The organism is Peribacillus sp. TH27, assembly GCF_016650915.1.
Lineage (GTDB): Bacteria > Bacillota > Bacilli > Bacillales > DSM-1321 > Peribacillus > Peribacillus butanolivorans.
On record NZ_JAEKEV010000002.1, the window covers coordinates 5,006,880 to 5,021,497 of the forward strand.

The following is a 14,618-nucleotide window of genomic DNA, read 5'->3' on the forward strand; positions in this document are numbered from 1 at the left end:
CATAAGCATTCATTGTAAAGCTATCCAAAAACGGATAGCTTTTATTTTGTGCTTCTGTTATAAATGACTGTCATGAAGGCTAAATTAAAGGTGTAGCCATAAAGTGTCAGAGAGCGAGGAGAGTGAATGGATTGAAATTTGTATGGATTAACAGAATCATCGGTGGAATTCTCCTTGTTTCGCTATTAACATTAGGGTTATACCAGCCATCTCGTGAATATTTTTTAATTCCAAATCATCTTGTACTATTTGAAGGAAGTCAATATAGTATTTCCAAATCATTACCCGTTTCTGCAAAAGTTTCGGAATCCAGTGATGGGATTTCGCTTCATGATGAGCAAGCTTCAATCACGCTTGGTGCTGAGAAACCAGGTACAAATGAGGTATTACTTGATGTAGCAGGCTTGCCTGCTAAAAAGGTCGATATTAGGGTGTTAAAAGACTTTAAAGTTATGCCTGGAGGCCAATCTATTGGAGTAAAGCTTAATACTCTCGGGGTTCTCGTTGTAGGTCATCATCTAATTGATACTGATAAGGGAAAAAAATCACCAGGAGAAAAAGCGAAAATTGAAATCGGTGATATTATAACAGAAATCAATGGTCAGACGATAAAGAAGATGGGGGATGTAACCCCTTTTGTTCAGCAGGCAGGTGAAAAGGGAGAAGCGTTAAATATTGTTATCAACCGTGATAATAAAGTGCTTCACAGTATACTCTTGCCTCTAAAGGATAAGAATGAAGGAACTTACAAATTGGGCTTGTATATCCGCGATTCAGCGGCTGGAATTGGGACGATGACGTTTTATCACCCCGATTCGAAAAAATATGGAGCACTGGGGCATGTCATCTCGGATATGGATACAAAAAAGCCAATTGTTGTAAAGGATGGGCAGATTGTTCAATCGACTGTTACGTCCATCGAAAAGGGAAGCAATGGTGACCCAGGAGAAAAATTAGCACGTTTTTCTTCTAACAAAGAAAAAATAGGAAATATTAATCGTAATAGTCCCTTTGGGATTTTCGGGAAGTTAAATCAAGATTTCAAAAATGGAATTAGGGACAATGCCCTTCCAATAACTCTTTCTCACGAAGTAAAGGAAGGACCAGCAAAAATCCTTACTGTAGTGGATGGTTCTAAAGTAGAGGAATTTGATGTGGAAATAGTCAGTTCCATTCCACAAAAGTTCCCTGCAATTAAAGGAATGGTTTTAAAAGTGACAGATAAAGAATTGCTTCAAAAAACGGGTGGGATCGTTCAGGGTATGAGCGGTAGTCCTATCATACAAAATGGGAAATTAATCGGTGCAGTTACCCATGTATTTGTTAATGATCCTACAAGTGGGTATGGTGTCCATATCGAATGGATGTTAAACGAAGCCGGTATCAATATATACGACAAAGATAATTATGAAAAGGCAAGCTAAAGAGTCAGGGTATCCATTTGGATGCCCCTTTTTAATTTAATGGGCAATGTCGGACCATTCTATCTTCATTTTATAAGGAAAATAATCAGGTTTAAAAATGATTTCTTCAAAAATTGAGGTTTTTTTGAATTGATGTGATAAAATGATAACAAAATGAAGATTTTTCGACAATCTGTTTATTCGAATAGCAAACGAAGTCGAAAACAAGAGATATCCGGAGAATAATATTGAATTCCTTATATTTTTTCAAAAATAAAAGGAATTTAGTTTCCATTGTCGAAAAGTTCAATTACAATAGAATTTAGTCATATAGAAAAAAAGACCAATTGTAGTTGAGGAGGAAATCAAGCGTGAAAAAAATTAAGGTGTGCGTTGTAGACGATAATAGAGAACTTGTTGGCCTTCTGGAAGAATACATTTCAGCACAGGAAGACATGGAAGTAATTGGGGTTGCACATAACGGTCAAGATTGCCTGGGTATGTTAGAAAACGTAGACCCGGATATTTTGATTCTCGATATTATCATGCCTCATTTAGATGGGTTAGGTGTCCTTGAAAAACTTCGTGAAGTAAAACGGGGTGCAATGCCTAATGTAATTATGCTTACTGCATTTGGTCAAGAAGATGTTACGAAAAAAGCTGTTGATTTGGGTGCGTCTTACTTTATTCTAAAGCCATTTGATATGGAGAATCTGGCCAATCATATTCGTCAGGTGAGCGGCAAAGGACAGGCTGTATTGAAAAATCATAGTCAGTTTAGTTATCGTCCTCAAAATGAATCAAAGCCGAAAAACCTGGATGCTAGCATCACAAGCATAATTCACGAAATTGGAGTGCCTGCGCATATTAAAGGCTATTTATATTTAAGGGAAGCCATTTCAATGGTGTATAACGATATTGAACTATTAGGATCGATTACAAAGGTTCTATATCCGGACATTGCAAAAAAATACAATACAACCGCCAGCCGTGTTGAACGTGCCATCCGACATGCGATTGAAGTGGCTTGGAGCCGGGGGAATATTGAATCAATTTCATCTTTATTTGGTTATACCGTTAGCATGACTAAGGCAAAACCTACGAATTCCGAGTTCATTGCAATGGTTGCTGATAAGCTTCGTCTTGAGCATAAAGCTTCTTGACAGGGGTAGGGGGAGAACCGATTGTTGAGATTTAATATTTAACAATTGACCATATAAAGGCTAGAGCCGCTAAATATATATAGTAATTCTCCGTCTAGATGATAAGCAGACATGAAGAAGTTGCTTTGTGATTTTTTCTAATCAGCAACTTCATTATTTTTAACGCTGCCGATTACAAAAATTAAGCGCCTTTTATTTATTGGATTTTACAGGAAGAATCCAATAAATAAAAGGCGTTTTTGTTTGGGGTTCGTTATAGTCTCTTAGGAAGTAATCAGAGACAGTAACATCTTGCTACTTCATTTACTATCTGAATTATTAGTTAGTCAAATATGTATGTTTTTATTTTTTCTCTCAATTTTTAGATTATAATTAGGTATATATAATTATATTCACAAAGGGGAAATATATGATATATGAGAAAAATGAGTATTTTGTATTAGAATTGGAAAATGAAATAATTTATATTACTGTTTTTCAAAAGGGTTTTTCCATTCTGCATTTAAATCCTATTTTAATAAAATTTCCACAAATCCTACTGGAGAATTTTAATGACTTAAAGGATGCCCTTGCACAAGCAAGTGGAGCGAAAATTCAAATTGGAAAACAAAAACCGACCATAGAGTTGGATATAGCTGAAGATAAAATGTCAACTAGTGTCAAACTTAATTGTTCAAAAGAGTATCTGAAAGAGAATTATTCAGTAATTATGAACAATATTTTAAAGGAGCTTCAAAGGGAGAATATTTCAGAAGGGATTTTAATGCATATATTACAAAATGGACTTAGAATCAAAGATTCAATAGTTATCGCTAAGGGAATAGAACCGGTCCACGGAAAGGATGCGGTGGTTACCTATTTCAAACAATCGGAAAGAAAACCAGCGGTTCGAGAAGATGGAAAAGCCGATTATTATGACATGAGTTTTCTCGATGAAGTAAAAAGCGGTGATTGGTTAGGAGAAAAAGTCCCGCCAACAACTGGAAAGATGGGAAGGAGCATAACAGGAGAATTTGCATTGGCTAATAAAGGGAAGAATAAGAAACTACTTTATGATCGAACAACAGTTGCTGCTAATGAAGAAAATGGAAAGATTATTCTGAGAGCATTAATTAATGGAGTTGTGGAATTTAGAGGGGGAAAGATTGCTGTTGGTGATCACCTAGTCATTGAGGGAGATGTAGGTATTGAAACAGGGAATATCGAATTTGATGGAAGTGTGACCGTAAAAGGAACGATTATTGATAATTTTTCAGTAATAGCAACCAAGGATATTTCTATTTTAAGTGAGCTTGGGGTAAGTAATGTTAAAGAAATCAAGTCAAAAGTGGGTGATGTATTCATTAAAGGAGGCATTTTTGGTAAGGGTGTGTCGAAAATTTCTGCTGGAAGAAACATCTTTGTAAAGCATGCCAATGAATGTCATATAATCGCGGGTGAAAATATACATATTGGTTCTTATTCATTGGGAAGTTTTCTGAAAGCAAAAAATATCTTCACAGATGAAAAAAAAGGAAAGTTAATCGGCGGGGTAATTGAAGCACATGGAAAAGTGAGAGCGGCGGTCATTGGTAATCGAATGGAACGTAAAACGATAATTAATGTACAAGGATTTAACCGCGAAATCTTAAAAGAGGAATTGAATAAAACATTACTTCTATACAAATCCAAAATTCAAAACCTCGAATTAGTAAAGGAAAAGCTGGAAGTATATGATATGTTTGTAGGTCAATTGAATTTAGCACAAAATTATCAATATGAACAAACAAGGAGCCAACTTGAAAGCTTGACGGCTGAAATTTTTCAATTAGATGAAAAACGAAAGTCATTAATGGATACACTCGATTCAAAAGGAGACGGGGAAATTACCATTGCTCAAATGGCCTTTCCTGATACCCGATTACAAATTAAAAGTTTGGAAAAAAAATTAAATGAACTTACAAAAGGAACTTTTTATGCAGAAAATAATTACCTGCATTTCGATTAGTTTCTATTAAATAACCGTAGTGAAATAATTTTCTGTTTCTTTTCATAAAATTGGGGAAATAGCGATTTTAGGGAGAGGGGCAGATTTCATTATGACCTTAATCTTTGCTCATCGAGGATCAGCAGGAACCCATCCGGAAAATACGATGTCGGCTTTCAAAGAAGTCTGCCCGAGTTGGGGCGGACGGTATTGAAACGGATGTTCAGCTCTCGAAAGATGGTGAAGTAGTCATTATTCACGATGAAAAGCTTAATCGAACAACGAATGCCTCTGGGTTTGTGAAGGACCGGACTTTAATGGAGTTAAAAACTTTTAATGCGTCCAATAGTTATAAAGGGAAATTGGGTAATGAGAGAATTCCTACGCTTGAAGAATTATTGATATGGCTAAAGAATAATCAGCTTTTATGCATTATTGAATTGAAAAATACCCTCTTTCTATATCCAGGGTTAGAAGAGAAAGTCATTAGGCTCATTCGTAGCTACGAAATGGAAGAGAGGATAATCATTTCTTCTTTTAATCATTATAGTTTAGTTAATTGTCATCAACTGGCACCTGAAATAGAAACGGCACCGCTTTACCGAGATGGTCTGTTTATGCCGTGGATTTATGCCAAGGCAATAGGAGGAAGCGCTATTCATCCAAATATCAGAGCTGCCCCTGATATCATCATTCAATCGTCGATGTGTGCGGGTGTTCCTGTACGACCATATACCATTAATAAAGAATCAGATATGAAACGATTATACAGCTTGAGATGCAGCGCCATCATCACCGATTTTCCAGAGATAGCGAAGCGAGTCAGAGAAGAATTTGAATAGAGGTAAGAAAGAAGGTGTCCATGATTCATTCATGGCACCTTCTTTTGCGTTTTAAAATTTATTAAACCTGCTTTGTACCTTATTTTGTTTCCGATCCCGATGAAGAACGAATCCTGCTATAAAGGCTATCCCGCCAATTGTGATAAGCAGCCCAATTAAAAATTGTAGCCAAAGGACTGGGTAGGGGGGCTGTAAAATACCAAAGACCATGTCCCGCATTATTTTTATACCATAGGCAGCGAAGGCACCAGGAATAAAAAGAACTAAAAAAGCGATTAAACGTTTCATGCAGTCAAATCCCTTCCAAAAATTCCGTCTTTAAAAAATGATAAAGGATATAAGAAATTTGTCAAGTTTCGGGAACTTAGAAAAAGCCTGGAAGATGGTGACTATTTATAGTCGATACTAATATGGTAAAATGAGGGTATATAGTATGAAAAAAATTGCAGAGATAATAAAAATTGAGAAAAAAATAGCAAAATAAAAGGGGGAATGAAAATGCAAAAAGTCATGATAGTAGGAGGAGGAGTAGGGGGGACAACGGTGTTGAAGCTCCTTTCGGAAATCGAAGAATTCTCAATTGTTTGTATGGCAGATACGAACGAAGCTGCTGAAGGTATACTTGCTGCAAAAGAACGAGGGATTTCTACTGTATCAAATTGGAGCAGTGCGCTAGATAAAGGCTTAGACATTATTATTGATACAACAGGAAATCCGTCTGTCTTTAATAAGATAAAAAAAGATATGGATGATCAAACAATACTCATTCCAGGAATCGTCGCTCATATTCTTACCAACCTATTTGAAGAGAAAAATCGTCTTATAAATAAATTGGAGAATGCTTCAGCAAAAATGGACTTAATACTTAATACAACCAGTGACGGAATGATAGTCATCGATCACAATGGATATGTCATAATGTTTAACGATAGTGCGGAACGAGTATCGAATACAAAGCGTGAATCAGTGATTGGTAAGCATATTAAAGATATCATCCCTTCAAGTGGATTACTGAGAGTAATGGAAACTAAACAGAGGGAAGAAAATCGACGGATCACCCTCGAGAATGGGATGGATTTCATCACGACAAGAATCCCTTTAATGAATGCAGAGGAAGAAATTATAGGGGCATTTTCTATGTTTAAGGGTAAAACGGAAGCGGTACAATTAGCTGAACAGATTACTGATTTAAAAGAGATTCAGACGATGCTTGAAGCGATTATTCACTCAAGTGACGAAGCTATATCTGTCGTTGATGATCAAGGAAGGGGGCTTTTGATCAATCCAGCATATACAAGACTTACTGGTTTAACAAAGAATCAGGTGATTGGAAAGCCGGCTTCTATAGATATTTATGAAGGTGAAAGTATGCATATGAAGGTGCTTCAAACAAAAAAGCCGGTTCGTGGTGTCAATATGCGTGTCGGTCCAAAGCATAAGGAAGTAATTGTTAATGTTGCTCCGATTATTGTAGACGGACGTCTAAAAGGAAGTGTTGGGGTCATACATGATGTTTCAGAAATTCAAGCTTTAACTCACGAATTGAATCGAGCACGTCAAATTATTAGGACTTTGCAGGCCAAATACTCCTTTGATGATATAATTGGAGCTTCTGAAGAAATGAAGCTTCCGGTTGAACAGGCGAAATTATCTGCAAGAACCCCGGCCACTGTTTTGTTGAGAGGGGAATCAGGGACAGGCAAGGAGTTGTTTGCCCATGCTATCCATAATGCGAGCGATAGGAAATTTAATAAGTTTGTACGTGTAAACTGTGCGGCAATTTCTGAATCATTACTTGAAAGTGAACTGTTTGGTTATGAGGAAGGGGCCTTTACCGGTGCGATAAGAGGCGGGAAAATCGGTTATTTTGAAGAGGCAAATCAAGGAAGTATATTTTTGGATGAAATTGGTGAATTACCAGCTAACATTCAGGCAAAATTACTTCGAGTATTGCAGGAACAAGAAATCATCAGAGTTGGTGGAACAAAGCCTATTCCAATCAATGTCCGGGTAATAGCTGCTACTAATATTAATCTTGAACAAGCCATTGGTAATGGATTATTCCGGGAAGACCTATATTTCCGGTTAAATCGCATGCCCATTCTCATTACCCCGTTACGAAAACGAAAAGAAGATATGCGAGAATTAGCGGAGCATTTAATTAATAAAATCAATCAAGAATACGGACGGAGTATTGAAGGGATTACCGAAGCAGCCATCCATAAAATGCAAATCTATAATTGGCCAGGAAACGTAAGAGAGCTGGAAAATATTTTAGGGCGAGCGATTATCTTCATGAAATTAAATGAGACAATTATAGATATACAGCATATTCCGGATTTTATCGAGGCGATTCCATTAAAACAGGATAAAGTCGTGACAAAACCTTCTACCTACGTATTGGGGAAACCGCTCTCGGAAATAATAGATCAGTATGAAGCCGAAATTATTCAGCAAGCGATATATACTCACAAGGGAAATAAAACACTTACAGCTAGGGCCCTTGGAATTTCAGTAAGAAATTTATATTACAAGATGGAAAAGTTAGAACTGTGAAGTTATTTGCGTGCAAAATATTGCATTATGTGAAATAATTTGCGTATGATTTTAGAAAATATTCTAATGTAAATTGGTTCAACTTCTAACATGAAATATTTAAAAAATATGTAAAGGTTATTATTGGCCGCTTATTAACCGGAATATTCGTTTTTAGTAAAAAGATACCTTTTATTGGCATGTAATTTGCATATTGAATAGTACATGGGTTTCTTCCGGGAACCATTCTCCAAAGGGAAAAATATCATGAAATTAGCGGATATTATTTGCATGAACGAAGTAACCCAGTAAGAATGAGGAGTAATTGTCAGCCTCTCTTATCTGTCACTTAATAAAAACATCTAGGGAGGATTCTTTTATGGAAATTTTTAAATATCTTGAAAAATATGATTACGAACAACTTCTTTTCTGTCAGGATAAACAATCTGGATTAAAAGCGATTATTGCTATTCATGATACGACTTTAGGGCCTGCTCTTGGAGGCACGCGGATGTGGACGTATGCTACAGAAGAAGAAGCCATAGAAGATGCTTTAAGGCTTTCAAAAGGAATGACTTATAAGAACGCAGCCGCTGGCTTAAATTTAGGAGGAGGAAAAACGGTCATCATCGGCGATCCACGCAAGGATAAAAATGAAGAAATGTTCCGTGCATTCGGCAGATATATCCAAGGATTGAATGGTCGTTATATAACAGCTGAAGATGTTGGAACAACGGTTGAAGATATGGATCTCATTCACGAAGAAACAGACTTCGTGACAGGTATCTCCCCTGCATTCGGTTCTTCAGGTAACCCTTCACCTGTTACTGCTTACGGGGTATATCGGGGTATGAAAGCTGCAGCAAAAGAAGCATTCGGCACTGATTCTCTAGAAGGCAAGGTGATTGCAGTCCAAGGTGTCGGGAATGTAGCTTATAACTTATGCCGTCACCTTCATGAGGAGGGCGCTAAGCTGATTGTTACGGATATTAATAAAGAGAGTGTAGCCAGAGCAGTCGAATCCTTTGGTGCAACTGCCGTAAATCCTGATGAAATTTATGGTGTTCAATGTGATATTTATGCACCTTGTGCATTAGGTGCTGTAATAAACGATCAAACGATTAATCAAATCAAAGCTAAGGTCATTGCAGGTGCAGCTAATAATCAGTTAAAAGAACCTGTTCATGGTGACCAAATACATGAAAAAGGAATTGTGTATGCTCCTGATTATGTAATTAATGCAGGTGGAGTCATAAATGTGGCTGATGAGCTTTTAGGTTATAACCGGGAAAGAGCTCTTAAGAAAGTGGAAACGGTTTATGATACCATTGAACGAGTCATTGAGATTGCAAAACGTGATAATATCCCAACCTATAAAGCAGCTGATAGGATGGCAGAGGAGCGCATTGAACGTATGCGGAATTCACGGAGTCAATTTCTACAAAATGAAAAGCATATCTTAAATGGACGAAGATGATTTAAGTTGTAAAAGATATAGATTCCTGTGTTTTTTTTTGATAAACACAGGAATTTTCAACATTGATAACGTAATAAACATAGGGCAAGTAAAAACGGTAACAACTGTTTAATAGTGAGGAGGAGTGGTTTTGGCTGAAGAATTTGACCTTGTTATCCTAGGCGGAGGAACAGGCGGGTATGTGGCAGCAATTAGGGCTGCTCAATTAGGTTTGAAAACGGCTGTCGTGGAGAAAGGCAAACTCGGCGGGACGTGTCTACATAAAGGCTGTATCCCTTCAAAAGCGCTTTTAAGAAGTGCAGAAGTGTATCAGACTGCAGTGAAAAGTGAGGAATTCGGTATTGTCACCGGGGATGTTAATGTAGATTTCCTTAAGGTGCAGGACAGAAAAAATAAAATTGTTGATCAACTTTATAGAGGGGTTCAACACTTAATGAAACAAGGGAAGATAACGGTTTATGAAGGCTTAGGGCGTATACTTGGTCCATCTATATTTTCACCGATGCCCGGAACGATTTCCGTAGAAATGAATAATGGCAGTGAAAATGAAATGCTTATCCCTCAGAATATCATTATTGCTACCGGTTCACGCCCGAAGACATTACCCGGTTTACCTATTGATGGAGAATATGTACTTACGTCTGATGAAGCACTAAAGCTAGAGAGCTTGCCAAAATCAATTATTATTGTAGGCGGGGGTGTGATTGGTATTGAATGGGCCTCGATGCTGAATGATTTTGGTGTGGAAGTAACGGTTCTGGAATATGCAGATAGAATCATCCCGACTGAGGACCATGAGATTTCAAATGAAATGCTTCGTCTTCTAACGAAAAAAGGCGTCAAGTTTGTTACAGGGGCTAAGGTATTATCGGAAACGCTGAAAATAGAAGATTCGGTATCTATTTCTGCTGAAATAAAAGGAACCACCGAGGAATTCACAGCTGAAAAAATGCTGGTTTCCGTAGGCAGATCGGCAAATGTTGAAGGAATCGGCCTTGAAAATACAGAAATAGTGAAAGAAAAAGGTTTTATCGAAACCAATGAGTTCTTCCAAACTAAAGAAACACATATCTATGCAATCGGTGATTGTATCGGTGGTTTGCAGTTGGCACACGTTGCCTCCCATGAAGGTATTACAGCTGTTGAACATATGACAGGCAATAAACCTGAGCGTATAGATTATTCGCTTATTTCAAAATGTGTATATTCAAGTCCCGAAGCTGCAAGTGTTGGTTTGACAGAAGAACAGGCAAAAAAGGAAGGCTATGACCTTAAAACAGGAAAGTTTCCGTTCAGGGCAGTAGGTAAGGCCCTCGTTTTCGGGGAAGCAGATGGTTTTGTCAAAATCATTGCAGACAAAAAAACGAATGATATCTTAGGCGTTCACATGATTGGACCACATGTAACCGATATGATTTCTGAAGCAGGTCTTGCAAAAGTACTAGATGCGACACCTTGGGAAGTAGCAAAAACGATTCATCCACATCCAAGTCTTTCTGAAGCAATCGGCGAGGCAGCGTTAGCAGTCGATGGACTTGCCATTCATTCATAAAGAATAAGGTCAGGAGGTTTTATGATGGTAGAAAAACGTCATGAACAATTAGGCTTAAATGAGGAAACAGTTTTAGATATGTACCGGACAATGCTTTTGTCCCGTAGGATTGATGAGCGGATGTGGCTGTTGAACCGTTCCGGGAAAATCCCCTTTGTAATTTCTTGTCAGGGACAGGAGGCAGCTCAGGTTGGGGCTGCGTTTGCATTGGATCGTCAAAAGGACTATGTATTACCCTATTACCGAGATGTTGGAGTGGTTCTGACATTTGGAATGACCGCAAAGGACTTGATGCTTTCAGGATTTGCAAAAGAGGAAGATCCCAATTCTGGTGGACGGCAAATGCCAGGTCATTTTGGCCAGAAGAAAAACCGAATTGTCACTGGGTCTTCCCCTGTAACGACTCAGGTTCCCCATGCAGTGGGAATTGCCCTTGCCGGGAAGATGGAAGGGAAGGATCTAGTTACATTCGTCACATTTGGAGAGGGTTCATCCAACCAGGGAGATTTTCATGAAGGAGCAAATTTTGCAGGTGTGCATAAGCTTCCGGTCATCTTTATGTGTGAAAATAATAAATATGCGATTTCTGTTCCTATTTCGAAACAACTTTCCTGTGAAAATGTTTCGGATCGGGCGATTGGCTATGGTATGCCTGGAATAACTGTGGATGGCAATGACCCATTAGAAGTATACGAAGCGGTTAAAGAAGCGGCAGACCGTGCTCGCAGGGGCGAGGGACCCACTTTGATTGAAACGGTTTCGTATAGGCTCACCCCTCATTCAAGTGATGATGATGACAGAAGCTACCGAACTGCGGACGAAGTGGCAGAAGCGAAGACAAAGGATTCCATCAAGACCTTTGGAGCGTATTTAAAGGAAACAGGAATTATGGATGATGCGCTTGAAAAACAAATGAATGATGAAGTGATGGTAATAGTCAACGAAGCAACTGACTATGCCGAAAATGCTCCATATCCGAAGGCTGAAAGTGCTATGAATCATGTGTATGCACAAAAGTAAGGGGGTAATAGAATGCCAGTGATTTCTTATATAGATGCCGTTACAATGGCAATGAGGGAAGAGATGGAAAGAGATTCTCGTGTGTTTGTACTGGGAGAAGATGTAGGGAAAAAAGGTGGGGTCTTCAAAGCTACTAATGGATTATACGACCAATTTGGTGAAGCCAGAGTTATTGATACTCCCCTAGCTGAATCAGCAATTGCAGGAGTTGGAATTGGAGCCGCTATGTATGGTCTTCGGCCGATAGCTGAAATGCAATTTGCTGATTTTATCATGCCGGCTGTAAACCAAATTGTCTCAGAAGCGGCCAAAATTAGATACCGTTCTAATAATGATTGGAGCTGTCCTATCGTCATACGTGCACCTTATGGGGGAGGGATTCATGGAGCCCTATATCATTCGCAATCTGTTGAAGCTCTCTTTGCAAATCAACCGGGCTTGAAAATTGTCATGCCCTCCACTCCCTATGATGTAAAAGGGTTGCTTAAAGCAGCCATTCGAGATGAAGATCCAGTGCTTTTCTTTGAACATAAACGCGCTTACCGCTTGATTAAAGGTGAGGTACCAACTGAAGATTATGTACTTCCCATTGGCAAAGCCGATGTGAAAAGAGAAGGGGAAGACATCACGGTCATATCCTATGGTCTTTGTGTGCATTTTGCACTCCAGGCAGCAGAAAAATTAGCTGCAGATGGTATATCTGCTCATATTCTGGACTTGCGAACCGTGTACCCATTAGATAAGGAAGCTATCATTGAAGCGGCTTCTAGAACGGGGAAAGTCTTACTGGTTACAGAGGATAATAAAGAAGGAAGCATTATGAGTGAGGTCGCAGCCATCATTGCCGAACATTGCCTATTTGATTTGGATGCTCCGATTAAACGGTTAGCCGGTCCTGATATTCCTGCCATGCCATATGCTCCTACGATGGAAAAACATTTTATGGTGAATCCAGATAAAGTGGAAAAAGCGATGAGAGAACTGGCTGAGTTTTAATGACTGATAAGTAGGAGGAACAAATCATGGCTACGGAACTAATGAAAATGCCTCAACTAGGTGAAAGTGTCACAGAGGGAACTATCAGTAAATGGCTTGTTAAGCCAGGGGATCGTGTCACTAAATATGACCCGCTTGCTGAAGTGATGACAGACAAAGTAAATGCTGAGGTTCCTTCTTCCTTTACCGGTATCATTAAGGAATTGAAAGCAGACGAAAATCAAACGTTGGCAGTAGGAGAAGTTATTTGCTCGATTGAAGTTGAAACGGTAAAAGCAGAAAAAACGGAAGGTCAAGCAGAGTCATATAGTGAGAAAAATGATTCAAATGAAACAAGGGATGTTCACACATCTAGTGAAGCACCAGGGAAAACCCGCTTTTCACCAGCTGTATTAAAACTCTCTCAGGAACATGGAATTGACCTTTCCAAAGTAAAAGGTACAGGAAGTGAGGGACGGATTACCCGTAAAGATTTACTGAAACTTCTTGAATCCGGTACTCTTCCTAAAGCTGATGCTCCTTCCGCTATTCCCGAATCCGTTCGCGAAGAGACTATCTCACCAGTCACTCAGCGAGCTAGTACAGAAATCATAATTCCGACTGCGACTGGGGACAGGGAAATACCCGTTACCGGGGTGAGGAAAGCGATTGCTTCCAATATGTTAAAAAGTAAGCATGAAATTCCTCATGCTTGGACGATGGTAGAAGTTGACGCAAGCAACATGGTAAAGTTACGTGATTCACTAAAAACCGATTTTAAACAAAAAGAAGGCTACAACTTAACTTACTTTGCATTCTTTGTAAAAGCAGTTGCTCAAGCTCTTACGGAATTTCCGGAAATCAACTCGATGTGGGCAGGAGATAAAATCATTCAAAAGAAAGAAATCAATATTTCAATAGCCGTTGCCACAGAAGATGCCTTATTTGTACCTGTCATAAAAAATGCAGATGAAAAATCAATTAAAGGTATTGCTAGGGAGATAAAAGAACTTGCATCTAAAGTGAAGGCAGGTAAATTAAAATCGGAGGACATGCAAGGAGGTACGTTCACTGTAAATAACACTGGTTCATTCGGTTCCGTCCAATCCATGGGAATTATTAATTATCCACAGGCAGCTATTCTACAAGTCGAAACAATAGTAAAACGGCCGGTGATTATTAACGACATGATTGCGGTCCGTGACATGGTAAACCTTTGTTTGTCACTAGACCATCGTGTATTGGACGGACTGGTATGCGGCCGATTCCTTGCAAGAGTTAAAGAAATCATCGAAAAGATTACCGAAGACAATACATCTATTTACTAGAATAAGGGAAGAAGGAGGAAGAGCCTAGAAGGTTTCTTCCTTTTTTTCTGTGCTTCATTACTTGTTTATTAATAAATTTTTATTGGAAAATAGAAAAACATCGACAAAATTTTTATTTTTGCTTATTATTTTATAGAGAGCTGTTCTAATACACAGCTAACTGTACTTCAATAGAAATGGTATAGACTTTCTATACAACAGACTGTACTAATTTCTATTAGCTTAAATTTCAAGAAAAATATGGTAGAATGTTATTATAATTCAGATTATTAGATGGGAGGGCGGTTTTCTTATTAACTGACTGAGCGTTCGGTCTCCGTTATTAAGGGATAGAGCGATTCGGGTAGTAAACGATAA

The 14,618-nt window shown here is 38.5% G+C and carries 10 protein-coding genes and 1 pseudogene; 10 read left to right on the top strand and 1 reads right to left on the bottom strand.

Going from position 1 to position 14,618, the window contains the following annotated elements; all coding sequences use genetic code 11:
• Nucleotides 1-131: 131 nt before the first annotated feature.
• The 4 genes and pseudogenes from spoIVB to JFU24_RS25560 all read left to right on the top strand — a co-directional run bounded on the left by spoIVB (nucleotide 132) and on the right by JFU24_RS25560 (nucleotide 5,374).
• Entirely contained in the window at nucleotides 132-1,424 is a 1,293-nt protein-coding gene (spoIVB, locus tag JFU24_RS25545) for a SpoIVB peptidase (protein ID WP_201223669.1), read from the top strand.
• Between the two features lie 350 nt (nucleotides 1,425-1,774).
• Nucleotides 1,775-2,566 (top strand): sporulation transcription factor Spo0A, encoded by a 792-nt coding sequence (gene spo0A / locus JFU24_RS25550; protein ID WP_056525307.1) that lies wholly within the window; start codon nucleotides 1,775-1,777, stop codon nucleotides 2,564-2,566.
• 409 nt (nucleotides 2,567-2,975) lie between these two features.
• Nucleotides 2,976-4,553 (top strand): DUF342 domain-containing protein, encoded by a 1,578-nt coding sequence (locus JFU24_RS25555; protein ID WP_201250681.1) that lies wholly within the window; start codon nucleotides 2,976-2,978, stop codon nucleotides 4,551-4,553.
• Between the two features lie 91 nt (nucleotides 4,554-4,644).
• Nucleotides 4,645-5,374, top strand: a pseudogene (locus tag JFU24_RS25560) (glycerophosphodiester phosphodiesterase).
• Between the two features lie 51 nt (nucleotides 5,375-5,425).
• Here the strand turns inward: JFU24_RS25560 and JFU24_RS25565 are convergent.
• Nucleotides 5,426-5,662 (bottom strand): DUF2627 domain-containing protein, encoded by a 237-nt coding sequence (locus JFU24_RS25565; protein ID WP_053346899.1) that lies wholly within the window; start codon nucleotides 5,660-5,662, stop codon nucleotides 5,426-5,428.
• A gap of 210 nt (nucleotides 5,663-5,872) precedes the next feature.
• Between JFU24_RS25565 and JFU24_RS25570 the strand changes: the two genes are divergently transcribed.
• From JFU24_RS25570 to JFU24_RS25595, 6 genes are all read left to right on the top strand, one after another.
• On the top strand, nucleotides 5,873-7,930 hold the full coding sequence (locus JFU24_RS25570; RefSeq protein WP_201250682.1) for a sigma-54 interaction domain-containing protein: 2,058 nt from the start codon (nucleotides 5,873-5,875) through the stop codon (nucleotides 7,928-7,930).
• Nucleotides 7,931-8,288: 358 nt separating this feature from the next.
• Complete coding sequence (bcd, locus tag JFU24_RS25575) at nucleotides 8,289-9,386, top strand: Leu/Phe/Val dehydrogenase (RefSeq protein WP_201185749.1); 1,098 nt, start codon at nucleotides 8,289-8,291, stop codon at nucleotides 9,384-9,386.
• A 130-nt stretch (nucleotides 9,387-9,516) separates the two neighbouring features.
• Nucleotides 9,517-10,938 carry a dihydrolipoyl dehydrogenase gene (gene lpdA, locus JFU24_RS25580; RefSeq protein WP_201185747.1) on the top strand — a complete coding sequence of 474 codons (1,422 nt, stop codon included), beginning with the start codon at nucleotides 9,517-9,519 and terminating at the stop codon, nucleotides 10,936-10,938.
• A 24-nt stretch (nucleotides 10,939-10,962) separates the two neighbouring features.
• Complete coding sequence (locus JFU24_RS25585) at nucleotides 10,963-11,958, top strand: thiamine pyrophosphate-dependent dehydrogenase E1 component subunit alpha (protein ID WP_201185745.1); 996 nt, start codon at nucleotides 10,963-10,965, stop codon at nucleotides 11,956-11,958.
• A gap of 12 nt (nucleotides 11,959-11,970) precedes the next feature.
• Complete coding sequence (locus tag JFU24_RS25590; RefSeq protein WP_053346895.1) at nucleotides 11,971-12,954, top strand: alpha-ketoacid dehydrogenase subunit beta; 984 nt, start codon at nucleotides 11,971-11,973, stop codon at nucleotides 12,952-12,954.
• A 26-nt stretch (nucleotides 12,955-12,980) separates the two neighbouring features.
• On the top strand, nucleotides 12,981-14,261 hold the full coding sequence (locus JFU24_RS25595) for a dihydrolipoamide acetyltransferase family protein (protein ID WP_201223720.1): 1,281 nt from the start codon (nucleotides 12,981-12,983) through the stop codon (nucleotides 14,259-14,261).
• Nucleotides 14,262-14,618 lie beyond the last annotated feature (357 nt).